Below are 26,584 nucleotides of genomic sequence, written 5' to 3'. Positions count from 1 at the left end.
ACCACCGCGCCACCCACACCACCGCCCCCGTCCGCTTCCCGCCTGTTTCCTCCTTCCTCTCCTTCTTCCGGAGCCCTGCAATGCCTGTCCTGCCCGTCCCGTCGAGCGACGTCGACCTGTTCTGCGACGCGACCCTGCGCGACCCCTACCCCGCCTACCACGTGCTGCGGGAGAAGGGCCCAGCGGTCTACCTGCCCGCGCACCAGGTGTGGGCCGTCGCACGGCACGAGGTGGCCGAGCGCGTGCTGCACGACGACGCCTTCGCCTCGGCCGACGGCATCGCCCTCACCGACCTGGCCAACCACACGGTGCTGGCCGGGACGGTGCTGGCCAGTGACGGGCAGGCCCACCGACGGCTGCGCCGGGTGCTGTCCGCGCAACTCGCCCCCCGCGCCGTCCAACTCCTCACCGCCGACATCACCGCCCGCGCCGAGCGGATCGTCACCGCCCACCTGAACAACGCCGCCGAGGCCGACGGAGTGGTCGACGCCGTCGCGGTCGCCGCCGAAATGGTCACCGGCACCGTCATGGACCTGATGGGCCTGCCCAAGACCACCCTGCCCCAGCTCCAGGCGGGCGCGCCCGCCACGTTCGACCTGTTCGGCCCCGCCAACCCCCGCTACCAGGCCGCGCTGCCGATCGCCGCCAGGATGGTGGAGTTCCTGCACACCACGGTCACCCGCGAACGGGTGCGGCCGGACAGCTGGATGGGCGCCATCTTCGCCGCCGTGGACACCGGGCGACTGGTCGAGACTGACGCCATCCCCCTCGCCAGCGCCTACACCGCAGCATCCATGGACACCACCGTGCTGGGCCTGGCCGACACCATCGGCCAGCTCGCCCGCCACCCCACCGCCTGGGCCCGCCTGCGCACCGCCCCCACCGCCTGGGCCACGCCGGCCTTCGACGAAAGCCTGCGCCTGGAAGCCCCCATACAGGGCTTCGGCCGCCGGGCCACCACGGACGTCGACCTGGACGGCGTGCGCATCCGCGCCGGCGACCAGGTGTGGGTGCTGTACGGGGCGGCCGGACGCGACCCCCGCCGCTGGGGCCCCACCGCCGACGCTTACGACCCCGCCCGCCCGAACCCCGGCGGCCACCTCGCGTTCGGCACCGGCCCCCACCTGTGCGCGGGCATCCCCCTCGCCCGCCTCCAGGCCCACGCCGTCCTGACCGCGCTGGCCCGCCACGCCCACCACCTCGACCCCGCCGGGCCCGGCGAACGCCTGCTCAACCACACCCTGCGCGGCTACCGCACCCTGCCCGTGCGCGCCCGCCCCGCTCCGCCCGGCCGCACCGCCCCGGCCGACGCCACGCCACCCCCGCAGACGGCTGGCCCCGCCCCCGCAACAGCACAGGACACGCTGTGAACGCTCCGACGACGTCCCTGCCTCTGCTCCCGACGACCGCGCCGTCCGCCTCGGCCGCGCCCGCCGCGGCGGGCAGATGCGAGGAGCTGTGGCTGCTGCCCGCCCTGTTGCTGCACGACCGGCCAGTGCCGGTGGCGGTCGGGCACGGCTTCGAGGTCGTGCTCGTGCCCGGCCCGCTGGCCGCGCCCGCAGTGGAACGCCTGGACCGCATCGCCCCCGACATGGTCGGCGCGGTGTTCACCGTCGACGGCTGGTCGTGGGGGTTCCTGCTGCCCCCCGGCTCACAGACCGGCCTGGACTGGACCGGCGTCGGCACGGGCGTGGACTACAGGGCGCACGGCTGCGTTGTGCTGCCGCCCGCCCGCGGCAGCGGCTGGATCCGCCGCCACCCCGGCGGACGCCTCCTGACACCCCCGCTCCCCCTGCACGCCGCCCTCACCGCCACACCCACCGCCACCGGTCCGGACAGGGCCCTGAGAACCCGCCCGGCCCGGCCGCCGCCCACGCACTGACCACCCGACCGCCACTCGGCCAGGTCGACGCAGTCCCGCGCCCCAGGCACCCCCGTGCCGGGCGCTGCCAACGGTCTGCCGAACCCCTCCCCGGAACCCCCGTCCGGGATGACCGGCAGGCCACCGGCCGCCGCCGCCCGCACACGGCGGCGGCAGGCACCCCCGCGTCTCAACCCACCAGGCTCTTCCTCCCCGTCACGAGGCACCATGACCACCACCGAAGCCGCACCGGGCCCCCGCACCGGGGACTTGACCGCCAGCGTCCTCACCGACAACACCGGCGACACCCACGACAGCGCCATCAGCGCCGAAGCCGGGCTGGTCGCAGCGCTCGGCCGGCTACGGACCGCCGCCCGCACCGCGGGTCTACACCTCAGCCTCGGATACCCCGTCGCAACCACCGACGGCAACCGCATCCCGCTCGGGGACGCCGGAGAGGCCACCGTCCGCACCCTTGCCCGCCTGCTCTCCGGCACCGCAACCGCTTCGACCACGGACCCACAGCCAAACGCCGAGCTGGGCATGGAGCCGGGCGTGGCCCCCGCGGGGCGCTGGCTGCACGCCGCCGCCCGCGCCGCCGGCGTCGAACTGGCGGCCGGGGCCCCTCGCACCGCGGCGGACGGCACCCCTGCCCTGCCGTTGGGGAGTCTGGACCGGGACGGCACCGTCCGCCTGGCCGAGGCGATCGAGGCACACCTGACCGGCCTGCACGCCACCGTATGGCGCCTGACCGCGGCGCTGTCCGGGATCGGGGTCGCAGCCCGGCCCCGCCTCGAATCCGGACAGGTCGCCCTGGGCGAGATCACCGTGCCCGACGGCGTCCTGCTGCTGCACCGCCTGCACCCCGACAGCCCCATTCCCGAACAGGCCGATCCCGACGACCTGACCGCAGGGGAGCAGCTCGCCGACCAGCTCGCCGACGCCCTCCGGCCGGCGGCGACCGGGCTGGTCGACGTCGCCTACGCGCCCTACTGCCGCCGGTGCCACACCGAGCCCGCTCTCATTCTCGGCCGGCTCGCCCGGCCCGGGCCGACGCCCTGACCGCCCGCCTGATCACCCTTCCGGGCACGGACCAGGCGGGAGACGCCGCATGACCCCGCCGACCGACGAGCCCCGACCTCCCCGGCAGTCCCACCGCGACCTGCCCAGCCAGCTCGCGGCCGAAGCGCCGGTGATCCTCGGCGAGTGGACCGAAAACCCGAACTGGCGGGCTCTCACCGCCGCTGCCGAAGCCCATCTGCGGACAGCTCCGACGCTCTTCGGGGCGATGCTCATCGACCGCCTCAGCCCCGACGACGCCCCGGCCCTCATCAGCGAAGCCGCCCGGATGCTCGCCCTAGAGGCCGCCGCGTTCGTCCTCGCCGGCGACGACCTGCCCGGCATGCTGCCCGTCCCCGCGCCGGTCCGTGATGCCGTGCACGCCCTGACCGCACAGGTCGCGCTGCTACGCGCTGTGACCGACCGCTCTGGTGTGCGCCTGAACCACCGCACGCCCGTGCGCGCGCTCCCCTACACCAGCGCCTGTCTGACCGCGGACGCCTACACCGCAGCGTGGGGTGAACCCCCGCGCCGGTTCTGGCTTTCCGCCCCCGTCGCCGCGGCGCGACGGCGCCACCTCACCGACCTTTACGGGCACCTCGCCATCACCACCAGCGAGGACGGCAGCGTCCGGCACACCATCACCTACCCCACCCCCTGACCCGCGCCCGCCCCCGCCCGCCGGGGGAGGTGGGCTGTGCGGCCGGCGACGGCCGAGAAGGAACCTACGCATCTGATGGCTGAGCACTCCATTCCGTACATCACCTCCCGTGAAGGCGAGGCCGATCTCACCGACCGGGCGCTGACGCTGCGTGCGATCGCCACGCCCGCGGCCCCCGGCTTGCCGGCGCAGGAGCTGGCTTACATCGACGAGCGACCGCAGGACCGCGACCGCCACGGGTTGCTGCTGCCCAGGGTCGAGCAGAATCTCGACGCGCACGGCTGGCCCACCGGCCGGCCCCTGTGGTCGACGGTCCACCCCGGGCGACAGCGCGAGTGCATGACCGGGATGCTGTGCCACTACTGCACCGGCCGCCCCAGCGTCACCGAGCAGGGCGTGCTCTTCCTCGACGTCGCGCCGGCCGAGGCGCGCCTGCGCCGGAACTGGCCGCAAGGGATCGTCACGTTCCAGCCGCCGCTGTGCCTCCCGCACGCCCGAGCCGCCCGCGACCGCTGTTCCTACGGGCGCCGTGTCGGCGGGTTCACCGCTTTCCGGGCCGGGGCTCCCCAGATCACCGGGGCCCTCGGCGAGCCCTACAAGATCACTCACTCCGGCCGCCCCGCCCCCGCCCGTGCCGCCTCACAGGGCAGTACGCCATGACTCTCCACGACGTCACCATCGTCGACCTGGAAGCCGAACTCGCGGCAGTTGGCCTCGCCCCGGTCCCAGCGGCGCCGATCGGCCACACCGGCGGTGACGCTTCATCACAGCAGATAAGTCCTGGATAGGCACGCTGACCGCTGTCCGGCCGCGCTCTCTTCTGCAAGGCATTTAATGCCAGTCCGTCGTCGAGATCCGCCGGAACTCCGAGAAAAACATGCGCCCTCGCGCCCGTTCTGGTGCTCCAGCGGGGGTCCAGCGACCAGGCCATACGCCCCGCGGTCGCCAGCCGGACGTCAACGGGACCTGCTCCGCCAGCGCGCCGTCTGCGAATGCTCGACGACCCCGGTTCGAGCCCGGACCGGGGATCGATGGCCGTCATCCGGCGGCCGGACGACGAGCAGTCGTGATACGAGAAACCTGGGTGCGCCAACTGCCGCTGGTATTCCGGTGGCAGCCGAGCGAACCTGACAGGAGGCGCCACGCTCCGTCCGACGTGTCCTCGTGACGGCCCCTTTACCGCTGGTGCCTCGGCTGGCGGTCTTGCCCCGGCTCTTTCACCGCCACGGGCCGCGGAGACCGATATCCGTCTTCTCCGCGTCGGTCGCATGAGAAGGCCGTCGCGCCTGGCGAGACCGGCATGGCCCGACGACCGGACCCGCGCGTCGGTCGATGACCCCTCACCGGAGCGTCAAACGTTAGCGCTGCCCCACGAGAGCGCGGACCCGTCCCGTGTCTGGTCGTGGCCGCCGGCAATCTGCGGGCGCCGCCGTCATGCCGGCGTATCCGACACAGCCTCGCCACGACCTTCGCGCTGCGAAGCAACCAGGCTTCCACCCTGATTATCCCCACAGCTACCTGTAGCCGACCGCTGATACGGATTTCCCCGGAACCAAGCCCCGCATGCGAGACGACGAAGATATTCACCAGAAAGAAGATGAGGACCGGAAGATGCATTTGGCAGAGCCATTGTGGAAACATCAGGAAGAGGCAGTCAACGGCATCCAGAAGGAGTTTTCCTCAGCCGCTCGCACCACCCTGGTGATGGCCTGCGGGACGGGGAAAACCCGTGTCGGAGCGGAAGTCTCAAAGACCGTCGCGCCCAATGGTCCTGTACTCATCTCCGAGCCGACAGTCGACCTGGTGGCTCAGACTCTCAAGGCATGGGTCGCGGCCCTCGGCCGACAGGCGATGGGAAAGGTAGTCGCAGTGTGCGGGGACCAAGACCTCATGAACCAGGAAGACACCGAGCGCCTGACAGACCTAGGCGTCGAAGTCACCACGAATCCGGAACGGCTCGCCGAACTACTGCGCGCTCCAGACGGACGATTCATCGCGGCAACGACATATCACAGCCTGCCGAGGATTATCGAAGCCCACCGTGTGCCTGGAACAAAGCCGTGGAAGCTGCATGTCGTCGACGAAGCGCATCGATCCGCTGGCATCCAGGGAAGGCCCTGGTCCGTCCTTCATAAGGATGAGCTGATTCCAGCAGACAAACGCCTCTATATGACGGCCACACCGCGGATTGTGACCGGCTCCGACGGCTCCGACGTTTTCAGCATGGACGATGAGAAAGTATTCGGACGAGTCGGATACAAATTAACATTTGGCCAGGCCCGGGAGAAAAAGATTCTGGCTGACTATCGCGTTGTTGTCTCCGTCGTCACAGACGCAGAAATTTACAGGCTCGCCACCAGCAGCGAAGGGTCGGCGTTCTTTCAAGTTGGGCCCGTCGGGGTTTCTGCAGATATTTTGGCCCGCCAGGTGGCCGTCCTGCGGGCCGCCCGAGACCTCGGGGTACAGCGCATGCTCACCTACCATTCTCGGATTCGAGACGCCGCCTGGTTCTCGCAAACGCTGCCGGCCGCAGACGCGCTGATCGGTTCTTCATCAGACCTCTCAACGGGTTATGTCTACGGAGTTCAAGAAAGGGCCGAACGCCGCAGGGTGCTCGACACCCTGCAGTCCGACGGCCATGGCCGAGTAATCATCTCCAATGCCAAGGTTCTCAGCGAAGGCTATGATGCGCCTTCCGTCGACGCTGTTGCATTCCTCAACCCACGCAACTCGGTAATCGATATCGTTCAGATTATTGGCCGCGCACTGCGCCTTGGCAATAGGATCGATAAAACCGCGTATATCATTATCCCTATCGTTTTGAAGCCTGACCAGGATGCCTCCCAGGCCCTGGGCTCCTCTCAATTCTCGATGGTGCATCAAGTCGTTCGCGCGCTGGCCGCGCACGATGAGGATCTTGCCGGAGAGATGCGATCTGGACGCCGCCTGATCGGGATGAGGAACTATAGAGCAGATGAAGTCCCCGACGTCCGGCTCAGTACACCGCAATGGCTGCGGTTCGTCGGGTCTGAGATTCCGCCTGGTTTCGCGGACTCCATCACAGTGCAGGCTGTCCGTGCCGCAACGACCCTATGGGATGAGTACCTGGGAGCCGTCACGGCCTACAAGGAGGAGCATGGACGGCTCCCTGGGCGCACCCATCGGGCTCCCGGCCCCGAATCTGCACCGATCGGGGAGTGGTTGAGTAATCAGCGCCGCCGCCGGGAGTCGTTGCTGCCGCAGCAGAGAGAGGCTCTGGATGCCCTGGGAATTGCATGGCTGCCACGCGACGAACAATGGCAGCGGGGAATCGAGGCAGCCCGCTCTTTTGTCGAAAGAGAACGGCATCTGAGGGTGCCGGTAGGGCACATCGAAAAGGACGGGACAGGGGAGCCGGCGGGGTTCAAACTGGGGCGCTGGATAGTCAACAACCGCCAAGCGTACAAGCGGGGAAATCTTAGTCAAGAGCGCATCGCTGATCTGGAAGGCTTGGGAATCGAGTGGGACGTTCCGAGAGCCAACTGGACGCTTGCGTTCACCGCAGTACGAGCGTTCCTTGGGAGCAACGGCCATCTCAATATACCGGCCGCTCAAGGCGTAAAACTCCCTGACGGAACCGAGATAAAACTCGCTTCCTGGCTGAGGGACGAACGAAGGAGATTGGAAACGGGGCGACTCGCGCCGGAGTTGGCGGCCGAGCTGGCCATCCTCGATGACGCATTCGAGCAGAAGACCGACCGCTACTGGGAATCAGGTTTTCGAGTCGCTCAAAAATATCATCGCACACAAGGCCATCTCAACCCTCCACCTCACAATAAGGTGCAGGATCCCGACGGGCACCCCTTCCCTCTCTGGGACTGGCTCCGGAAAATGCGGCAAGAAAAAGCAGCGGGAAGACTTCCGAAGGACCGCCGCGCGGCACTGGAAGCCCTCGGAGTGTCCTGGGACATTCCCGAAGGGAAACGAGATCAGAGTTGGAATGCAAAATTCGCACTGGCCGAAGCATATTACCGCGCAAACGGCACTCTCGATGTCCCCTACTTGTACTCCACCGACCCGCCAGAAAGCGTGAAGCTCGGAGCATGGATCGCAACGCAGCGCAGGGCTTTCAAAAGTGGATCACTTTCAGTCGAACGGATAAGAAAGCTCGAAAGCGTGGGAATGCGGTGGTCGATGCATGGAGACTAGGCGGACCTCGATGGACGCGACGCTAGCTCACGACTCTCGCCGCGAGTACGGCCATGCCATTGCAAGTCGCGAAGTTGGCAGACGCGTCCGACCACGTTCATCAGGTCCGCCCCGCCGTGGGCGGTACGGGATCACGGAGTCCGGACGAGAGACCCGCGCGACCACCCACCTGGACCCACGCTCCGGGCTGCGGTCGGAGGCGGGTCCCGGCGGGCGACCGATCGAGGGGGCTCGACCACACCCCGGCGACGCGGGGAGCACAAGGCGCGCCACTGGGAGTGGGATGCGCCGGCCGCGGTCGGCGGCGGTCAAGGCGAGAGGCAGACCGCGAGTGCGAGTCGGACACCTCCCCACCGCGCGGGAGCGGAGTGGCGCCGAAGGCCGGTCCGGCCCTGTGGCACCGTCACCCATCTGCGGCGCGACATCATGCGCCTAGCTGAGTTGACGTGGCGCAGAGGTAGGGGAAGGTGCGCACTATTGCCCGGAGCACCGGAGGTGCGCAGTCGACCTTGAAGCATGTCGCGAAGCTGTGCGATAGTTCGCGCATGGGCAGGTTACCTACGCAGCGCCCCGAAGGGGCCCTGATCCAGTCGGCCCAGCGGACGCTGGGCATATCAGCAGCAGAGGCGGCGCGGCGCGCCGGCATCAGCCCGAGTCGCTGGCGTCAGATCGTCCTGGGCTACCAGACGGTGAGCGGCATCGCCACTCCGGTCACGGGCCCGGACAAGACGGTAGCGCGGATGGCCGCCGCGGTCGGCGTGACGCCTGCGCAACTGCAGCAGGCTGGGCGTGGCGGCGCCGCCGACGCGTTGCGCCCGATCGCAGCACGGCCTCCAGTCCGACATCACTCGCCCGCCGCCGCACCGCCCTCGGTGCTGACCGAGAGGTGGCGTCTGGTCGAAGTCGTACTCCAGCACGCACTGGCGGGCCTCGCGCCCGCTGATGCCGCAGCTCTGCGTAGTCGCGCCAGGAGTCTGCTCCGGCGGCTCCCCTCCCCGGGGTGAGGGGCGGGAGCCGCCGGCTCGCCCCAGACATGTAGCCGGGGCGCCCCGCGTGAGGGCGTGCGCGGCGCCCCCCACTATCATCAAACACATGTCCGAATCCTCGTCGGCTGAGCCCCCGCGGGTCCGCTTGGATCTGCCGGGCGGCCGTACGGTACCGGCCCGCCTCCGGCGGTGGAGGCAGGACCGGACCGGTACGTGGTGGGCGGAGGTGAGTCTCTACGCGCCAGCCGCCGCGGTACGGCAGATTCCCGGCGAGACCTACGCCGCCGTTCCCCGCGAGCCGGCCGCCGCGCCGGAGCCGGTGTATCTGCTTGTCTCACCGGGCCCCGACCGTCCCGAGCGGCAGCTCGTGGTCCACGAACCGGACTGCTTCACCCTCGGGAAAAATCGGTGGCGGTACACGATCCAGACGATCGACGCGGGCATGGCGCGCACCATGATGGCGCGGTTTGACGACACCGAGCCCTGCCAGATCTGCCGGCCGGACCCGTAAGCGAGGCCCCACCGCGACGGGGTGCAGAGTTTGCCGCTGCGCGCTCGCCAGCCGCGGGGCGGCACCGCTCCGCACCGCGGTGTTCGGGCTGGCGATCGGCGAAGCCCTGGCCGCGGGCACCAACGAGGTGATCCTGCTCGGCGTGTACCGCGCAGTGGCCACCGAGGTTCAGGCCGGCACTGCCGGGATCACCACCACGGTCGGCGGCCGGGTCCAGGTGGCCGTAGGGCCCCGCTAAGAGCCCGCGTGGAGGTCGGCCTGTCCGAGCCCGGTGACGTGATCGTAGCCATAGGCATCGTCACGGTGGCCGAGGTGGTCGGGAAGGTCCTCGTCCGCGTGGAAGGCCGCGCCGGTGACCGCGTCAGGGGGCGGTCACCGACGACTCGGACACACCAGCATGCACCGGCATGCCGACCCGAAGGGGCGCCGCCAGCCCCAGATCGCCGTCGGTGACGGCGCGATGCCACCGCGAACTACCGAGCGGGCGGATTCGGTCGCTTATTTTCCTGGCATTTTATTCGCAAATGACATCCCACCCACGGGCCAACCGAAGGCGCCGCGGCACGCACCGCGAGTCACCGGACACGCTTGACTTCGAATACGGGAGCCGAGTCTTTATCACGCACTCACGCACGAGGCAAACCGCGCTTCCCAAAGTGCACAAATTGGCACATTAAGGGACATGCTGGAGTGCGGAGATTTTTTCCATACGAATTGAAACCCGGCGAGGCCCGTGCCCTTGAGCAGCCCAAGCACCGACCCTCCGGTCGTCGAATCCGGTAATACGCCCGCCCGCCCGGGAAGTTGATAGTCGATCACCTCACATTTGTCAGGTTCACGCTCCTCACGGTGCGTCCCAGGAGGCGACTTATCGGTGTTGACTCCTGACTGATCTGTGGTTTAAATCCAGGGACACCCCAGGTCAAGGGCAGTTCATGGTGCCGAACCGGTGCCAGCCGCGATAGTGCGGGGCCGCCTCTGCCCATCCTCCAGACCACTGGTCTGGGCCGAGGCCGCAGCTCCTCGGATTTCGCCGGAAGGCGGAGCGGCGACGGTCTGGGCACCTGTTTCATCGGACTCTGAGTTCCGTGCCGGAACGCATGGTCCGCACGGCACACGAGAGGGCGGAAGATGACGCCGGCGACGCAAGAGGACGAGGCGCCCGTGCGCACGAGTTCCACACCCGGAAGCGTTGAATTGGCCGTGGTAAAAGAGGACTTCGCGAGACTGCGGAGCGAGGGTGTCGTTCCGGATGAACGATGCATGACCGAATTCACCGCTTTGGACGCGGGAGTTCTTCTGGGTGGACTGCTGGAGCGGGAACGATCCGTTCGGGAGGCAAGAGAGTTGACCACCGCGGGGTCGGTGTGGGGCCTGGAGCGGCTGTGGGGTACCAGCAGTCCGTCCGCCTCGGCGGCCGGCGCCGGGGCGGTAGTGACCGGGGCGCGTCGCATTCAGCAGGCACTGGCTGCGCTTGGCGCGTCCGCGTCAACGACACGGATGAGTCTGCTGCCGGAGCCCGTACCGGTCAGGCACACAGCCAGGGCCGTCGTCGCAGGGGGTCTGGTTGAGCGCGGGGTGAGGGTGCGAGAAATTTTCCGCACCAGCTGCGAGGCATCGCCGGCGCAGGCCCAAAGCCTTCACCGCCTGACCGAGGTCGGCGTGGAGATCCGGCTGGCCGCCGTGGTCCCCATCGCCATGATGATCATCGACAGCAGGCTCGTTGTTCTGCCCCTGTACCCGGATCACCCCAGTGCCGCCGTGATCGTCTGTGAACGCCCGGCGCTGGCGTGGATGGCGGAACGGATTTTCCAGGACACCTGGGCGGGCGCTCAAGCCCCACCCGCGTAGCGCCGGCAGGTCCGGGCCCTCTTCTCCAGCGCCGCGCAGTGCTGGTCGGCTCCGGACGGTCTTGCTCTTCTGCGCGTCCGTGAAGCGAAGAAAAGGATCTGAATGTCCGCGAGTCCACTTGCCCCGGTGCCGGACCGCCGGTCCGGCGTCCCCACGCCGGTTGTGGCGTTGCCCTCCGTCGCGTCCGCGTCCCGCAGCCACGGCGAAGAGTTGTCGGTGTACCTGGAGCTGCGCAGCCGACGGAGCGCGACCGCATCCGACATCGCGTCAGCGCTGGGCTTGCCGGCGCATGAGTGCGCCCGCATCTTGCGGGACCTGCGCGAGCTGTGCCTGGTGGACCCGGCGGGCTCCGGCGCGACATTCGTCGCGCTCGACCCGGACACCGCCCTGGCCCGCCTTTTCGATGCCCACAGAGGTCGCGTCGCGGCGCAGATGCAGGAGTTGGAGCAGTTCCACCGCAGCACCGAGATGCTGGTGCACCGCTACCGGCCGGCTGTTCTGCACGAGGGTGTCCAGGTTGATATCGAGAACCTGCCGGCCGGGCAGGTCCGCGCCGTGGTCCAGGCTCTGGTGGCCGCCGTTCGGACGGCGACGTGGTCGATGCACCCCGGGCCGCTGCCCCCGCCCGACGTGCTGCACGACGCGCTCGCGCAGGACAGGGTTCTGCTCAACCGCGGCGTGGAGGTACGGGCCGTGTACGCCGACAGCGCCGCCTCATCCAAACGGGGCCTGCGCTACCTCACCGAGATCGCAGCCCTGGGAGTGAACGTGCGGCTCGCCCCGCAACTGCCCTTCGACCTGGTCATTTTCGACTCCCACACCGCGCTGCTGCCCGGCAACCCCTCCGTTCCCGCCGAGTCTGCCCTGGTGCTGCGCGGGTCGCGCCTGATGCCCACCTATGTCGCGCTGTTCGAGGACGTGTGGCTGCGGGCCGTCCCCTTCACCCCGGAGAACCCACAGGAGGACAAGGGCACGGCGACTGACAGCCGCGACGCGGCGGTTCTGCGCCTGCTGGCGAACGGGCTGACCGACGAGCAGATCGGACGCCGTCTCGGCAGGTCCCCCCGCACCGTGGGGCGCATCGTCTCGGACCTGATGGACCGGATGGGCGCCGCTAGCCGGTTCCAGATGGGGGCCCTGGCTGCCGCGCGCGGCCACGTCGCCCCCGTCGACGGCGGGCTCGGCGAGAAGAACGAGTAACGCCATGATAGCTCGCACGGCCAAGCCCCACGGGCGTTGACCCTCAGCGCCCCCTGGTGGTGCGCCCCGGCTAGGCCGCACACGGCGTACAGCGGAACCGGCTCCTTCCACCCCATTACCGTGCCAGGCACTGCCCCAGCCGCCTGCACCGCTTCGGGTTCGGGCAGCCCCCATGGGGTGTAGCCCCCGCCCGGCCCTCTGCGGGGGTCTGCGACCGGTTGTCCCGACGCGGGGCCAGCCGACGACACCGGTTCGGCACCTGGGCGACCCAGCATGAACGGCTCTGCCAACCGGCCCTGACCTGCGAGTTGTTGGCCCTGGCCGGAATCGGACATTGGCCAGGTCCAGTCCAAAGTCTCTGAAGCCGTCGGCGTTGACCCCATCCGTCGGCGTTTATGCAGGTCAGCGAGCTGACTGCCGGCCCGGTCTCACCCTGTGAACCATCAGAACAAAGCGAATTTTCCGGGCATATTCGCAATTTCCCTGGTCAGGGCGCTGCGGATGGTTCGTTGACAGGCGGCGGGGGCCGATTGAAGATCAGGGCACGACGCGCCACCGCACCTGCAGTGACGCGTCGTGGCTGGTCGGGCGGCTCTGGCCGTCCCGTCTCTCGGGAAAACAGGTGCACGCGCAGAGTTTTTTGGCTTCGGTGCCGGCGCGTACACCTGGGGAAGCGAAAGACGTCCGCGCAGCCGGATCGCGCTGAAGGGCCAGGTCATCGGGCGGTTTCGTCGACGGCATCGACTGGCGGCTGCGGCTGGCCGGCAGATGGACGGGCGGGTCTTGGCCACGCTCGCGTCGGGGATTGTGTAGCTAAGTCTGGATCGTTCCCGCCGTGGCGTCTATGTTCGTGGTCCTTCCGCTGGCCGAAGGGCCGCGACCGAGGAGAGGAGACAGAGCAGCGGAGCGATCCCGCTCCGGGAGAAGGACCGGCCCTGGGAGTGCATGCACTCCCAGGAGGCCGGCCACGGTGGCCTTACGCGCCCTTGCACGGCGCCCGGTCACCACAGTCTCCGCACCGGCCCTTTGGCGAGGGAGCCCCGGTGCGGCCACGTATGAGGGAGTGTTGCATGCCCAGGCCGTTGTGCATAGCGCAGGCCGCGCCGCCTTCCGTCAGACCCGGCCTTGCCCGTCCGGCCCGCTCCGCGGGGACCGCGCGCGCCTCCGGGAACAGGCCGCGGCGCGTCGGCAAGCCGCCGTTCGAGCCGTTCTTCGATTCCGCCCGGGGCGCCGCCCCCGCACCGAAGTCCCTGGCCGGGGGTGAGCAGCTCTAGTGGCCCGTATCCGGACGATCAAGCCCGAAACGTGGGATTCGGAAGATCTGGCCTCCGTCTCCGTGACCGCGGTGCTGACGTTCTTCGGTCTGCTGACGCTGGCAGACGACGCGGGGCGGTTCCGGGCGCATCCGGCGATCATCCACGGGCGGCTGTGGGCGCTGCGCCCCGAGCACACGCCCGTTCACGTTGCCGCCGATCTGGAGCAGCTCGCCGCGGCGGGGCTGATCTGCCTGTACACCGGCTGCGACGGCCGCACGTACTTGCACATCGTCACCTGGGCCAAACATCAGAGGATCGACCGGCCCAGCGCCAGCCGTCTGCCGTCCTGCCCGAGCCACACGTCGCCCGCCAAGCACGGGTGCGGTGGCTGCGGCCAGGACGTGTGCGGCAGCCCCCGGGGATCCGGGCCGCCGTTCCCGCGGCGGCTGCACCCATGGCGGATACGGCCCCGGACACCGCCGCAGGGGCTTCGTCGCAGCCTCGGCGAGCCCTCGATCGGCCCGATCCGGCAAGCGCCGTGGGCAGTGGACCGCTCCCCGGCGGCGGTGCGGACGCGGCCGGCCCGGGCGCGCAGCAGGCGACGACCAGGTGAGCGGCGAGACCCGAGACTGGGACGATGCTGACGAAAGCGCAGGCCAGACGGTACTCGTGGAGGTCTCGGCGCAGGTTCGTCGAGGATTCGGGGACACCTCGTCGTCTGGATCTAGGATCGTAGATCCTGGATCAGTACCTGTGGGGGGCAACAGCCCCGCGCCCGCGCCTGCCGTCCGTCCGGCACCCGAGAAGTCCGGCTCCGATGCCGTCGAGGTGTCAGCCAAAGACCTGCTCGGGGAGTACATCTCCGCCTGCAACCGCCGCCCGCCTGCCCGAACCCTCAGCCACCTGGGCAAGGAGATCCGCGCTCTGCTCGACGAAGGCTTCGGCCCCGAGCCGATCAGGGCCGGGCTGGACAAGCTGCGCGCCAAGGGCCTGCACCCCAGCGTGCTGCACAGCCTGGTCAACGAGGTCGTCAACAGCCCGAAGACCGGTTGCGCCTCCGGCGGGGGGCCGTGGGCCCGCACCGCCTCCCCGGCCTACATCCCGTACCAGAACCCAACCGCGCCCCCGCCCGCGACGTTCGGAATCGGAGGCCGGCGATGACCCGCAGCCGCCTGGAGGACCCGCGTCCGGTAGCCGGCGACCGCGTCGCGGCGTGGATGAAAGCCAAGCTCGCCGAGCGCGGCCTGACCGACACCGACCTCACCGCCTCCAGCTGTGAAGACGAAGGCGAAGGCCCGTCTCCAGCCGAACAGGCTGCGCAGAAACGTATCCCCTACGACTACCGCCACGCGGTCGCCAGCCACCCGCAGGTGACCGCCTGGGTGAACCGGATCGCCTCCGGCGCGGTCGCCCCCGACCTCGGCGGCCGGGGACGCCGCGAGATCGCCCACGGCCCCAGCCTGCTGCTGTGGGGGCCGACCGGCACCGGCAAGACACACCAGGCGTACGGGGCGGTCCGCGCCCTGACCGCCGCTGGATGCGCGGCCCGGTGGCAGGCCACCACCGCCGCCGACCTCTACGGCGCTATGCGCCCGCGCCCCGGCGTGGACGTCGAGCACCAGCTGCGGCGTATCGTCCGGGTCCCGCTGCTGCTCCTGGACGACCTCGGCGCGGCCAAGCCCAGCGAGTGGACAGAGGAAATGACGTTCCGGCTGCTCAACTGGCGCTGCCAGAACCGCCTCCCGACGCTCATCACCACCAACCTGCCGCCGGTCCGCAGCGAGCGGATCCACCCGCAGGCGCGCGTACTGCGCGACATGGTCGGCGACCGCGTCCTGAGCCGCTTGTCCGGGATGTGCGAAGCCGTCGAACTCACCGGTCCCGACCGACGCTACGCAGCAGCCTGACCCGCCGCCCTGCCCCTTCACCCGCGGGCGCAGCCCGCCCGGCACCCTCACCTCCACCTCCCCTGCCCCGACCGGGCATGCCCTGCGCCCCTGCGCTGCCGCCCGGCCGAACCCGCACCACGGAGCCACCACTTGCGCTACATCACCACCCATGACGCCCCCGCAACCGACCTGCGGGGCATCGGCGACACCACCTGGCAACGGCACGGTGCCTGCAAAGACCTGAGCCCGACAAAGGCCGACCGGATCTTCTTCCCCACCGCCCGCAACGCCGCCGCCGTCGCCCAGGCCAAAGCCCTCTGCGCACGCTGCCCCGTCATCACCACGTGCCTGAACGCAGCCGTGGACACCGCCTCCCGCGAAGGAATCTGGGGCGGCCAAACCGCAGCCGAGCGGCAGAAAACACACGCGGATGCGGCCAACCGGCTGGATGCCGAGCGCGTTGACGCGGTCGTCGCCGGCCGGGACATCAAGCTGTCCGGCAGGGAGCGCCGGGCCGTCGCCCGGGAAGCCGTCCTGCGCGGCTGGAACGCCCAACGGCTGGCGAGCGTCTTGGGCTTCACTGTCAAACACGCCCGCGACATGCTCGGCACCGCCCGCCACCGCCTGCTCGAGGAGGGCATCCTCGCCGACACCCTGTCCGGCATGGACGACCCCGAAGACCTCGGCGGCACCAACCCGGACGACATGACCACCGGCGCGGAGGAGTTCGACGCCCTGCAGGGACCCACCGACGCCGAACTCGCCGAGCAGGCCCGGCTCGCAGAGCAGGCCGCGTGACCGACCCACACCACGGCCCCTCCCCCGCCCCCGGTACCCCGCCGGTGGGCTGGTGGGACCGGGCCGCGATCCTCGCCCTCGGCGGCGCCGGCTGCGCGCTGTCGTACGACGCGCTGCAGCAGATGGCCGTCGCCATCCACGTACGCCCCCAGCTGAGCTACCTGTTCCCGCTGGTGATCGACGGATTCATCGCCTACGGCATCCGCGCCCTGCTCGTGATGTCCACCGCCCCGCTGCGCGCCCGCCTCTACACCTGGACGCTGTTCGCGACCGCGACCACCGCCAGCATCTGGGCGAACGCCCTGCACGCCGTCCGCCTCAACCAGCAGGCCCGCGCAGGCGGACTCCGGTTGGGCGACCACGTTGTCGCTGTCCTGTCCACCATCGCCCCCCTCGCCCTGGCCGGCGCCGTCCACCTGTACATCCTCATCACCCGCCACCACACCGCCCCCGACGACCAATCCACCCACGGGGCCGCGGACCGTCCCACAACGCCGATCACCGTCCCGGCCAGCCCCGAGGGCACCATCCGGACCGAGCGTCTCCCGCACCGCCACCCGCGCACGGACCACGGCTCCGGACTCGGCCTGCGCACCGAGCGGGAGCCCCAGCACGGACCAGACCAGCCGTCCGGTACGCCGCAGCACGAGCCGGCCGCCCAGCAGGTGCCCGGACCGGCCCAGCAGACCCAGCATCGCTACGGGGACCACGGACCCGCGGACCACCGCGGCGGGAACCGCCACCGGCCGCAGGACCGCGAACCGTCGCTGCCCGAAGCCGCACCCGCCGAGCGCGGACACACTGCCGGACCGCCCGCGGACCATGGCACCCCTGCCGGGTCCGAACATCGCGCGCAGGAACACAACACACACACGCCCACCGGACCCCGCCCAGCGACGGAACCAACGGACCCGGCCGCACCGGCCGCACCGGGGCCTACCCCGCAGCAGCGGGCGTTCACGGGCCGACCGGCCGACCCGGAGCCGCCCGTGGACGCCCGCGACACCCCGTCCGCCTCGAGACCCTCGAGACCTGTGCCCGCCGGACCGGCAGCAGCCGGCGCCGCGGACCGGGACACGCGAGCCGCCGGGCGCCCGATCCACGAACCAGGCGGCGGATCGGCGGACCGCGAACGGACCGCAACCGCAGACCGGCACCGGCCGGGCTCCACCGGTCCGAACATCCCCGAGCACGCGGACCGCTTCTCCGGTGCGGCGGACAACCCATCCGCCCCGGACCGCGCGGCAGGCGGACCGCCGGACCGGCCGGAGCACACCGCCCAGGACCGCCGCGCACTCGGAGACCGCGGACCACAGCCGCGAAGCGGACCGCGGCCCTTTGCGCAACACCGCGAGCGCGGTACGCGGACCGGGGACCTTGAGCAGCTGCTGCAGATCGCCCGCCAAGCCGCCCTGGCCGAGGGCCGGATGACACGGCGCGCGTTGCGGCCCTACCTGAACCAGGCCGGTGTCCCAATCAGCAACGAGCGGTTCACCGAACTCCAGCAGCGGCTGTACGCCGATCCGGCGCTTGCGCACCTGCCCCGCCCCAGAAGGAGGACTTAGACGGCGAAGACCCGCCCCCGCGAACCGCCAGCCGCGGACACACGCCAGCCTGTCACCGCGCGAACCGTCCCTCGACACTTCGCGAGGCGGCCCGGCTCCGGCCGGGCCGCCCCCATTCACCATGGAGATAAGGACATGCCCCCTCATGGCGTCCGACGAGCGTCGACCTGGTCCGAGGCGTGCGCCTGGGCCGAGGTACTGATGCGTTACGGCCTCCTCAACGCCGCGCTGCCCACCCCGAGCGGCCAGTTTCTCGTCCAGCAGCGCCCCCATGGACGCGTCGACGTACTCAACGGTCCCGCCGCGATGCTGGACCTCGCCGCCCGAGTGCAGCACCAGGTCCTCGCCCGAAGGAACCGCAGACGGTGACGAACCCCGAGAAAACACCGCCGGGCGACGAGCCGCCGCAGCAGAAGAAGCCCCGTCGCACGCGAGCAAGATATCCGTCAAGACACTCTTCCCCGTCGGGGAAGGCGCCGTGGCAGTCTCCCGCCCCGGGGGTGGCGGGAGCCGGTCAGCGCCGGGGGGCGCCGACCGGAGAAGCAGCGGCCGAGGGCGGACCGCAGCCGGAGGGGACGATCAAGCCGCGTGCGAGCCGAGTCCGCGCCACTTCCCCGCGTACCCGCAAGCGCTACCCCAAGCCGCCCGCCCAGAAGCGCTCCTACGTGTGCAGCGTCCGCCTCAACGAGGCGGAACACGCCCATCTCAGCGCCGCAGCCCGTGCTGTCGGCGCGAGCCTCCCGGCGTTCCTGGCCCGTGCCGGCAGCGCTGCCGCGGCCGACGCTCAGTCCGCCGCTGCAGCGGTCGCCGGGCAACGAGAGCTGGTGACCGAGCTGTTCGCTGCCCGCCGGCACCTGGGACAGGTCGGGAACAACCTCAACCAAGTCGCCCGCGCGATCAACTCCGGCGGCCAGCCGGCCGAAACCGACGCCGTGATCGCCGCCGTCCACCGGGCCGTCCAGCGGGTCCAGGACGCCACCGACCGGCTCCTGGAGCGCACGTGACCAACACTGGCAGGCGAAGCCTGTGATTCCGCACATCCACAAACGCGGTGCCAACACCTACGGCCTGCTGTCCTACCTCTACGGGCCGGGCGAGGCCGAGGAGCACACCGATCCCCACCTGGTCGCCTCCTTCGACGGCATGGCCCCGGACCCGGGCCGTGACCCGGCGGCGACGCTGAAGGCGCTCCAAATCCTGCTCGACCAGCCCGTCGCCGCCCTCGAACCGGTGCGCCGTCCGGCCCGGCACGTGTGGCACATGTCGGTCCGCAACGCACCCGAAGACCCCACCCTGCCGGACGGCCACTGGGCGGACATCGCGCGCCGCATCGTGGCCGCCACCGGTATCGACCCCGGTGACGGCGCCGGATGCCGGTGGGCGGCGGTCCGTCACGCCGACGACCACATCCACATCATCGCCACCGTGGTCCGCGAGGACGGCTACAGGCCCGACCTCCACAACGACGCATCCCGCGCCCAGGCCGAAGCGCGTCTGCTCGAAGTCGCCTACGGGCTGCGACAGCTCACCACCGGCGACAAGACCGCGGCCAAACGACCCACCAGCGCCGAACTCCACAAGGCCAAGCGCACCGGGCGCGAGCGCACGGCGCGCGAGGAACTGCGTGAAGCCGTACGCCGTGCCGCTGCCGGAACGGACAGTGAGCAGGAGTTCTTCACCCGGCTGGGCGACGCCGGGCTGCTGGTCCGCACCAAGGTGATGCCCTCCGGCGATCTGTCCGGCTTCAGCGTCGCCCTGCCCGACGACCTGACCGCCCAGGGCGAGCCGGTCTTCTACTCCGGCTCATCCCTCGCGCCCGATTTGTCGCTGCCCCGGGTCCGGCAGCGCTTCGCCGACCCCAGCGGCCACGAGGCCACCGGGCGATCCTCGTCGCCGGCATCCGGGCGCTCCAGGCTGCGGCCGGCCCCAGCTCGTCGCCGAACCGCCGAAGCAGCGTGGGCGGCGATCCTCCTCATCGACCAGGGAAGCGACGGGGCAGCGGCAGCGCAGATCGCCGCCACCGGAGAAATCCTGGACGCACTCGCCCTGACCTCGGCCGCCCACACCCGGCAACACCTGCGTGAGGCAGCCCAAACGTTCGAGCGGGCGACGCGCTCCCACATCCGCGCCGAGCGCCAGCACGCGCGGGCACTGCGCCGGGCGGCCCGCGACCTGGTCTACTCCGGGCCCGCGCTGGGCCGCGGCGAGGACGGTGCCGGCACCGCCATGGCCATCGACATGCTGTTCTTCCTCGTCACCGCGACCGCCCTGTGGCACAGCCGAAAGCGGCACGCCCAGCAGGCAGCCGCCGCTCGCCAAGCAGCCGAACACCTGCGCGCCGCCTACCGCGGCGCCGCCGACCGGCCCCTTCGCGCCGCACGCCAGCGAGGCCAGTCGCTCCCGGCGCCGGTCCGGGACCGGCAGGCGGCAGCCGTGCGCGAAGCGCTCCCCGACCTCGCCGAACAGATCCTGTCCGAACCCGGCTGGTACGCGCTGGCAGCCACCCTCACCGACATCGAGGTCGTCGGCCGCCGTCCCGCCGAACTCCTCGCCGAAGCAGCCGCGCGGCGCGAACTGAGCACGGCGCAGTCCGTCAGCGACGTGCTCCTCTGGCGCCTGCGCCGCACCGCCGGTCTCCCCGCCGATCCGACCGCTCCCCATCCGCCCCGACCCGCCGGCCCCGCCGCACCCAAGCCCCAGAGTAAACCGGATACCCACCAGCAAACCCGCTCTCTCTGACAAAGGCATGCCTGGAATTCACCGCTCACCTGGGAAACAATGAAATGCATACCGCATGGGCAACGATGGGAGGGGCATGTTCAACCGGCGCCGCTACAGAGGTCTAGAGGCCGAACAGCAGGAGTTCCTTCGCCAGGCCGCCAACCTCCTGGCCCCCGGCCCGCAGGAACTCCGCAGCCTGATCGACCAGGCCCACCTGGAGACCGCCCACGACACCCAACCGGCCGAACCCGGCGAGGGCTTCCTTCCTCCGACCTTGCAACTCCCTGAAGCAGAGGGGTTCGCCGGCCAGATGACGCGTCACCCGGCCCCCCTGGAGGTCGACGGCACCATCCGCACGTGCCCGGAGTGCGGAGTCGACCGCGACTGGCTCGTACTGTGCATAGGACCGGACGTATGGCTGCGTTGCCGCAGCGCTCACGAATTCCACGAACCGGCCCTGACCGGCACCTGGTACGAAAAAACACGTGGCCATGTCCAGCACGTCTTCACCACCAAGGACGAAGGTCTCGCAGCAGAAGGATTCGACGGAACATTCTCCGGAACTGTCTTTACCGACTGATCCGCTGGTCGGCATTCTCAAACCCAGTTGACGCCAACACAAGAGAAAGGGGCGTGGCGCCAGCCGCCGATGGCTCGCACCACGCCCCTCATCTACTCGGAGGTGCGCGCTAGGTAGGGGTCACCGTGATCAAGCGTCGGCCGAGGACGGGAATGAGGCGGCGGATAACGGGGCGGGGGGCGCTGAGCGCGGCAGCAAAGGCCGCCACAAGCGCGTGCGGAGTGGAGTGGCTGAAGGCGGCGCACCACAGGTAGGAAGCACCGGACTCGGGTTCGGCCCACGCCTGCCAACCAGACAGGTGGAGGGTCGGATCCTCGTCCCAAATACCGTCAGGAAGCGCGCGCAGAGTGAAGCAGGCGACCAAGTGGGGGTCCCAGACCGAACTGTCGGGATGGACCGGGTCCGGCGACCAGCCCGCCCCCAACAACTCGTCGACTACGGTCTCGGGCCCACCCGATCCAGAAGCCTGTACGCCAGCGTCAGCGGCCAACGCGAACGCGACGACGACTTCACCAGGCAACCCGGTGGTGAGGTAGGCGTTCCAGGACGCTCTTCGCCGCGCAGGCTCAGCACGGGCCGATACACGCCAGGCCACAGGCAGATCGCCCAGCAGCATGGGCTGGTCGGGCAAAACCCATTCGGCGCTGACGAGCTGGCTGGGCGCGGCGAGCAGAAGAGTTTGACGAGAGGTGGTCCAACAAGACCAGCCGGCATCGGCGAGGGAGGCGCAGACCTGATCGGCCAACGCCCCGTCGTCACCGGCAAGATAGCGCGGGCTGGTCAGGAAGCGGACGTCGCCCACGGGCGACCAGAACATGGACAGGGGCGGCTCCAGAACTCGGGATGGGCAGCGTCGGCCTTCGGTCGAGCGACGGGATGTGTTCTCCGCACACCACTGACGGTATCGCCAGAAAATATTGATACGCCGTCAACGGGTCGTCACCCGGGCGCTACCCGGAAGAATTCCATCAATTTTGACATGCAGACGCCCAAATTGCCAGCATACTGGGCCGGTCCAATTCTGCTGTCAGCGTTGCAGGCTGAGCCAGACGGCGTATCCACGGTGACCCCAGCCCGCGCCCGCGCGTTGATACCGTCGTGCCAGACACAGCATCCAGCCCCATCGCGGCCAGTGCCGCCCCTGCCGCGCCGCCAAAGAGGCCGTTCCTCTTGACCTCTCAGCAAGGAGAGGCCGCGCGGACCTTGTTGAGCTACGCAGCTTCGCTGCCGCTGGACACCGCCGAATCCCAGCTCCTCTGCGTGGTCGTGGCCATCCGAGCCGCGCGCGGTGGTGTCGGCAACGTCATCGGAGCGGACCTTTCAGCCCTACGCCTCACCGATGCCCGCGGCGCTGTTGACGCGCTTCGTGCACTCGGCTGGCAGATTGACGCCGCCCTGCTCGACGGCGATCCAACAACGCCCCTGCCCATCACCGTCCCCGATCTTGAGAGGGAAACGGGCCATCCTCTGCCCTTCGGAAAGAACGTGCGCTCCCGGGTGTCCGGCTGGACTGCTCGGGTCCTATCGGCCAAGCCGGTCAGGAAACTTCCTCCCGCCGCGCGGCTGGCGAGCCTATTCCTCGCAGCCCACAGCACGTCCAAACTGGTAGGGGAGATCCCATCCGACCTTCCTGATTCGTGTCGAGAAGCCCTGCCCAATCTCAAATCAAGTGGATTCCTCGCGGAATTTTCTACGGATGGTTACCTGCTTGATCCCGCCGTACGCCACCTCTCGGGCATGCGTCGCCCTACTGAAGAGGAGCGGGCAGTAGATCCCACCGGGTGCCCAGAATCATCCGTCACCGCCGCGCCGCCGGCGTTTCGGTTCGACGCCGATGTGTGGACGGAGTGGAAGACAGCGGCGACCCCCGCGTTGCAACGGCACATTGAGACCGTCGAGCGCTGTACTCAGTGCGTTCTCCCCCAGGAGCGGGTCGCCTCGGCGTTCATGGTGCCCATGAGGCCACAGTTCTTCCCCAAACGCATCAAAGAAGCATACGGGGAGTGGAAAGACGCACATCCTCACCGCGGCCCGCAAGCAGCTGAGTTCACTGTGGCTTTCCGTGCCGCCCACGGGCACGGGCCCTCCTACGCCCAGTTGTGCTCGGGATTGGGCTGGGACGTGGACCGCGCGTTGCGGGGGCTCATCGTCCAGCTTCTGCTGAAAAATGAGTGGCTGACGGACACAAGCCCCGTACCGTGGACGTTGCGCCCGGGGACGGCCGCTCACGCTCAGGGCATCGCACTGCCCAGAGCGCGGACTTCGGCCGCCCCACCCCCGGCTGCCGTTTCCGAACACGCTGCAATCTACGCCTTCAGCGCCGACAGCTCAGAACGGATCGACTCCTTCCCGCGCGGAGAGCAGACGCCCGAGGAATGACTTGAGCAGCGTGGCAAACCCTACTTCAGTGCTCGGTAGTGAAACTGGGTGCAACGCTCCGCCGGGGATTCGCCTCTGACCGGCAAGGAATCCCCTAAAAGAGATCTCGGACAAGTGTTGTTTCACCCCGCCTTACAGCGGCTAACACAATGAGCTGAGTTGTCGGTGAGTGATGAGGCAGCAGGCGAGTTTGAGGAAGGCCTCGTGGATGTCGGCCCTTCGTTCCCAGCGGGTGCGGAGTCGTTTGAACCCGTGGAGCCAGGCGAAGGTGCGTTCCACGACCCAGCGGTAGGTTCCCAGGCCGGTGCCGTGCCTGGTTCCCCGGCGGGCGATGGCCGGCACGATGCGGCGGGCGCGGACCTGGTCGCGGTAGACGTCGTGGTCGTAGCCGCGGTCGGCGAACAGCGAGTCGGGCTTGCGGCGCGGGCGGCCACGTCGGCCGCGCACCGGCGGAACCGCGTCGAGCAGTGGCAGGAGCTGGGTGACGTCATTGCGGTTGCCGCCAGTGAGCAGCACTGCCAGCGGGGTGCCGTGCCCGTCGGTGATCAGGTGGTGTTTCGAGCCCGCCCGGCCTCGGTCGACCGGCGACGGGCCCGTCGCGAGCCCCCTTTTAACGCCCTGACGTGCGAAGAGTCCACCACGCATCGTGACCAGTCCAGGCGCGAGGCCGCGTTGAGCTCGGCGAGCAGGACCTCGTGAAGACGCTGCCAGACTCCAGCCTCGTTCCAGTCCCGTAGCCGCCGCCAGCACGTCATCCCTGAGCCGAAGCCCAGCTCCTTGGGCAGGTACTCCCACTGCACCCCGGTATGCAGCACGTACAAGATCCCGCACAGCACATCCCGGTCCGGCACCGGCCTGCGGCCCGGATACCGAAACCGCCGCTCCCGCCTCGGCAACAGCGGCTCGATCCGCTGCCACAAGTCATCCGACACCTTCCACGGCTCAGCACTCACACCAAACCGAACGCGCAACAACCACCCTGGACAGGGCCACCAGGACCGAACCACCTCATTGTGTTAGCCGCTGTTACGCCTCGTTAGCGGGAGGACCGGGCTGATCTACCGTCACGCTCGCGCTTGCTCTGAGCGCGGCGGTGGGAAGCACCCGACAACGCTCCCGCGCCGACGATCATGAGGAGGCCGGCGATTCCGGCGAGCCATGTGGTCGCGTCGGCTCCGGTCTGGGCGAGTTGGGCGCGCGGTACGCGGCCGGTTGGCGCACCGGAGGCCGACGGCGCCTGGGCGGTCGCCGAGAGTTGGCTGGCGCGCGAGGTTGGATGAGTTGCGGACGGTGTCGGCGCCGTGGTCGACGTGGCGGCGGTGGTCGGCGGAGTGCTGGGCGTGGTGGGGTCGGTGAGGGTGATGGCGACCAGGGCACCCGGTTCGGCGCGCAGGGTGATGTGCTGCCCGTGCAGGGGTGCGCCGTTGGGGCCGGAGCGCTCAGTTGCGGTGTAGACGGTGCCGGTGCGGTTGGTGATCGGCAGGGCCGTCTGGGCGCTGCCCGAGTGGCCGGTGGTGATCGTGAGCGTTGTGCCGGAGGAGTCGGTAACGGCGACGACGGCGCCTGGGAGGGGTTTGCCGGTTCGGTCGGTGACGCGGACGGTGAGATTGGCCGGGGTGAAACGGTCGATCACGGTGACGAGGGTGGGGAGGGTGGAGTCGGCGGGAACGACGACGTCCTGGTCGGCCGCAGGCTGGATGGCGGCAGAGCCGGTCGCCGTCTGTCGAAGGTGGTAGAGGCCCGCGGGAAGGTCGGCGAAGGAGAGACGGCCGTCGGCGTCGGCGATGCCGGAGGCCGTGGTGGTGCCGGCCACGTCGGTGAGGACGAAGGTGGCGCCGGAGACGGGGGTGTCGTCGGTGGCGGTGACGTGGATGCTGATGCCGCTGGTCAGGACGTCTCTGGTGGGGCCGCCGTGCGGGGTGGCCGGCGACGGCACGGGCGGGGAAGGGGCGGCGTTTGCCGGTGCTTGGACGAGGAGCGCGGCGGCCGTGCCCAGGCAGAAGCCAGCAACGACGCGCGGCAGGAAGCCGGAGGCATGGCGGGGGGCGCGTAGGTGGGACAGCAGTGTTGACTCCTGGTTAGCGGCAACGGGGCTGGTCGGTAGGGCTCGGGTGGTGGGCAGGCCGGGTTACCGGATGCGGCCGAGCGACGCGCTGGTTGGCGTGGGCATGGGAGATGCGGGCCGGGTACTGGTGGACCAGCGCGGAATACTGCGGGCGTGCGGGGCCGACGGGCGGCGTGGTTGTCGGCGGGCCAGCTCCAGCGGTGTCGGAACCGCCGTCTGCACGGCCGGGGGCGCTGGGAGCAGTGGTGTGGCGTAGGGGCGGCACGAAGGGGCGAGCATGTCGACGTCGCGTGGGATCGGGGTCGGGTCGGTGAGTGCGGTGGCGAAGGCGCGCAAGACGAAGGTGGGGGTGGCGCTGTGCAACCAGGCTTCCCACAGCGGGCGGTTGCCTTCGGGATCGGCGATGGTGGCCAGCCAGGCACGGTCCCTGCCCACGGAGCGGGGGTTGCGGTAGGCCACCTGGACGAGTTCGTCGGGCGACTCGGCGTGCGCGAGGAATCCCGCCGCGGTCACCCGCCAGTGGGCCTCTCGGAAGATCTCCCACACCGCGGCGGGGTCGGCGTCGTGGCTGATGCCGCGGTCGGTGTACAGCTCCCGGCCGGGTTCGTTGCTGACCGCGGCGTCGAGCGCAGCGGTGATTGCGGCGATGATTTCCGGCGGGGTGTCGTCGGTGAGCGCGGCCGACCAGACGTCGCGCGGCGGCCAGCCTTCGCGAGCACGGATCTGCCACAGCGCGGTCGCGTCCGGCATCAGCTCCGAGACCTCCGGCACGAACGCGATCCGCAGCTGTGAACCACCGGTGCTGACGTAGTGGTTGCCCAGCTCGTCGTGCATGTCGTGCCAGTAGTGATGGGTGAGCGGCGCGAAGGCGTCCGACGGATCGCCACCGTGGCCGGCCAGGTAACGGGGCGCGACGAGGACGTCGTCGTACGAGGTGTCGCGGACGGCGCGCCACCGCCGTGGGATCGGGACGGCGTCGCCGGGGGTGAGGGTCACAGGTCCTCTCGGTCGATG

22 protein-coding genes and 3 pseudogenes are annotated in these 26,584 nt (G+C 69.9%); 21 read left to right on the top strand and 4 right to left on the bottom strand.

Annotated elements, in window-relative coordinates; all coding sequences use genetic code 11:
- The first annotated feature begins 80 nt into the window (after positions 1 to 80).
- The 20 genes and pseudogenes from VSR01_RS28370 (at position 81) to VSR01_RS28275 (ending at position 21,126) form a co-directional block, all read left to right on the top strand.
- Positions 81 to 1,370, top strand: a complete 1,290-nt coding sequence (locus tag VSR01_RS28370) for a cytochrome P450 (protein ID WP_326451912.1) — start codon at positions 81 to 83, stop codon at positions 1,368 to 1,370.
- Positions 1,367 to 1,882, top strand: a complete 516-nt coding sequence (locus VSR01_RS28365; RefSeq protein ID WP_326451911.1) for a hypothetical protein — start codon at positions 1,367 to 1,369, stop codon at positions 1,880 to 1,882. Before VSR01_RS28370 ends, VSR01_RS28365 begins: the two co-directional genes overlap by 4 nt.
- A gap of 207 nt (positions 1,883 to 2,089) precedes the next feature.
- Positions 2,090 to 2,923: a hypothetical protein gene (locus VSR01_RS28360; RefSeq protein ID WP_326451910.1), complete on the top strand. Its 834-nt coding sequence runs from the start codon at positions 2,090 to 2,092 to the stop codon at positions 2,921 to 2,923.
- A gap of 49 nt (positions 2,924 to 2,972) precedes the next feature.
- A complete protein-coding gene (locus VSR01_RS28355) occupies positions 2,973 to 3,581 on the top strand; it encodes a hypothetical protein (protein WP_326451909.1) in 609 nt (202 codons plus the stop codon).
- A gap of 75 nt (positions 3,582 to 3,656) precedes the next feature.
- Entirely contained in the window at positions 3,657 to 4,241 is a 585-nt protein-coding gene (locus VSR01_RS28350; RefSeq protein ID WP_326451908.1) for a hypothetical protein, read from the top strand.
- A complete protein-coding gene (locus tag VSR01_RS28345) occupies positions 4,238 to 4,369 on the top strand; it encodes a hypothetical protein (protein ID WP_326451907.1) in 132 nt (43 codons plus the stop codon). Before VSR01_RS28350 ends, VSR01_RS28345 begins: the two co-directional genes overlap by 4 nt.
- A gap of 775 nt (positions 4,370 to 5,144) precedes the next feature.
- Positions 5,145 to 7,769 (top strand): DEAD/DEAH box helicase, encoded by a 2,625-nt coding sequence (locus VSR01_RS28340; RefSeq protein WP_326451906.1) that lies wholly within the window; start codon positions 5,145 to 5,147, stop codon positions 7,767 to 7,769.
- 1,212 nt (positions 7,770 to 8,981) lie between these two features.
- Positions 8,982 to 9,266, top strand: a complete 285-nt coding sequence (locus VSR01_RS28335; protein ID WP_326451905.1) for a DUF6233 domain-containing protein — start codon at positions 8,982 to 8,984, stop codon at positions 9,264 to 9,266.
- Between the two features lie 79 nt (positions 9,267 to 9,345).
- Complete coding sequence (locus VSR01_RS28330) at positions 9,346 to 9,504, top strand: hypothetical protein (protein ID WP_326451904.1); 159 nt, start codon at positions 9,346 to 9,348, stop codon at positions 9,502 to 9,504.
- Between the two features lie 1,025 nt (positions 9,505 to 10,529).
- Positions 10,530 to 11,117 (top strand): hypothetical protein, encoded by a 588-nt coding sequence (locus VSR01_RS28325; RefSeq protein WP_326451903.1) that lies wholly within the window; start codon positions 10,530 to 10,532, stop codon positions 11,115 to 11,117.
- Between the two features lie 216 nt (positions 11,118 to 11,333).
- Positions 11,334 to 12,317: a helix-turn-helix domain-containing protein gene (locus VSR01_RS28320; RefSeq protein WP_326451902.1), complete on the top strand. Its 984-nt coding sequence runs from the start codon at positions 11,334 to 11,336 to the stop codon at positions 12,315 to 12,317.
- A gap of 1,273 nt (positions 12,318 to 13,590) precedes the next feature.
- Positions 13,591 to 13,953 (top strand): annotated as a pseudogene (locus tag VSR01_RS28315) (hypothetical protein); the annotation flags it as partial.
- Between the two features lie 448 nt (positions 13,954 to 14,401).
- Positions 14,402 to 14,734 (top strand): hypothetical protein, encoded by a 333-nt coding sequence (locus VSR01_RS28310; protein ID WP_326451901.1) that lies wholly within the window; start codon positions 14,402 to 14,404, stop codon positions 14,732 to 14,734.
- On the top strand, positions 14,731 to 15,480 hold the full coding sequence (locus tag VSR01_RS28305; protein ID WP_326451900.1) for an ATP-binding protein: 750 nt from the start codon (positions 14,731 to 14,733) through the stop codon (positions 15,478 to 15,480). Before VSR01_RS28310 ends, VSR01_RS28305 begins: the two co-directional genes overlap by 4 nt.
- 132 nt (positions 15,481 to 15,612) lie before the next feature.
- A complete protein-coding gene (locus VSR01_RS28300) occupies positions 15,613 to 16,260 on the top strand; it encodes a WhiB family transcriptional regulator (protein ID WP_326451899.1) in 648 nt (215 codons plus the stop codon).
- A gap of 122 nt (positions 16,261 to 16,382) precedes the next feature.
- A pseudogene (locus VSR01_RS28295) lies at positions 16,383 to 16,698 on the top strand (DUF2637 domain-containing protein); the annotation flags it as partial.
- A gap of 1,328 nt (positions 16,699 to 18,026) precedes the next feature.
- Entirely contained in the window at positions 18,027 to 18,194 is a 168-nt protein-coding gene (locus VSR01_RS28290) for a hypothetical protein (RefSeq protein WP_326451898.1), read from the top strand.
- Entirely contained in the window at positions 18,191 to 18,829 is a 639-nt protein-coding gene (locus VSR01_RS38005) for a MobC family plasmid mobilization relaxosome protein (RefSeq protein WP_442785566.1), read from the top strand. The genes VSR01_RS28290 and VSR01_RS38005 overlap by 4 nt, the downstream gene beginning before the upstream one ends.
- A 22-nt stretch (positions 18,830 to 18,851) precedes the next feature.
- Positions 18,852 to 20,564, top strand: a complete 1,713-nt coding sequence (locus tag VSR01_RS28280) for a relaxase/mobilization nuclease domain-containing protein (RefSeq protein WP_326451896.1) — start codon at positions 18,852 to 18,854, stop codon at positions 20,562 to 20,564.
- Between the two features lie 55 nt (positions 20,565 to 20,619).
- Positions 20,620 to 21,126, top strand: a complete 507-nt coding sequence (locus VSR01_RS28275; RefSeq protein WP_326451895.1) for a hypothetical protein — start codon at positions 20,620 to 20,622, stop codon at positions 21,124 to 21,126.
- Positions 21,127 to 21,235: 109 nt separating this feature from the next.
- Here VSR01_RS28275 and VSR01_RS28270 read toward each other — a convergent pair whose 3' ends face one another.
- Positions 21,236 to 21,943 (bottom strand): DUF317 domain-containing protein, encoded by a 708-nt coding sequence (locus VSR01_RS28270; RefSeq protein ID WP_326451894.1) that lies wholly within the window; start codon positions 21,941 to 21,943, stop codon positions 21,236 to 21,238.
- A gap of 386 nt (positions 21,944 to 22,329) precedes the next feature.
- Here VSR01_RS28270 and VSR01_RS28265 point away from each other — a divergent pair, with 386 nt between their 5' ends.
- Positions 22,330 to 23,505, top strand: coding sequence for a hypothetical protein (locus tag VSR01_RS28265; RefSeq protein ID WP_326451893.1), 1,176 nt, complete (start codon positions 22,330 to 22,332; stop codon positions 23,503 to 23,505).
- A 141-nt stretch (positions 23,506 to 23,646) separates the two neighbouring features.
- Here VSR01_RS28265 and VSR01_RS28260 read toward each other — a convergent pair.
- From VSR01_RS28260 to VSR01_RS28250, 3 genes and pseudogenes are all read right to left on the bottom strand, one after another.
- Positions 23,647 to 24,512, bottom strand: a pseudogene (locus tag VSR01_RS28260) (IS5 family transposase).
- Positions 24,513 to 24,541: 29 nt separating this feature from the next.
- Positions 24,542 to 25,441, bottom strand: a complete 900-nt coding sequence (locus VSR01_RS28255) for an MSCRAMM family protein (protein WP_326451892.1) — start codon at positions 25,439 to 25,441, stop codon at positions 24,542 to 24,544.
- 192 nt (positions 25,442 to 25,633) lie between these two features.
- Positions 25,634 to 26,566: a DUF317 domain-containing protein gene (locus tag VSR01_RS28250; protein ID WP_326451891.1), complete on the bottom strand. Its 933-nt coding sequence runs from the start codon at positions 26,564 to 26,566 to the stop codon at positions 25,634 to 25,636.
- Positions 26,567 to 26,584: the final 18 nt, after the last annotated feature.

The organism is Actinacidiphila sp. DG2A-62 (assembly GCF_035825295.1).
Taxonomy (GTDB): domain Bacteria; phylum Actinomycetota; class Actinomycetes; order Streptomycetales; family Streptomycetaceae; genus Actinacidiphila.
The sequence above is the reverse complement of the archived record's forward strand: the minus strand, read 5'-3'. Positions and strand labels throughout refer to the sequence as shown.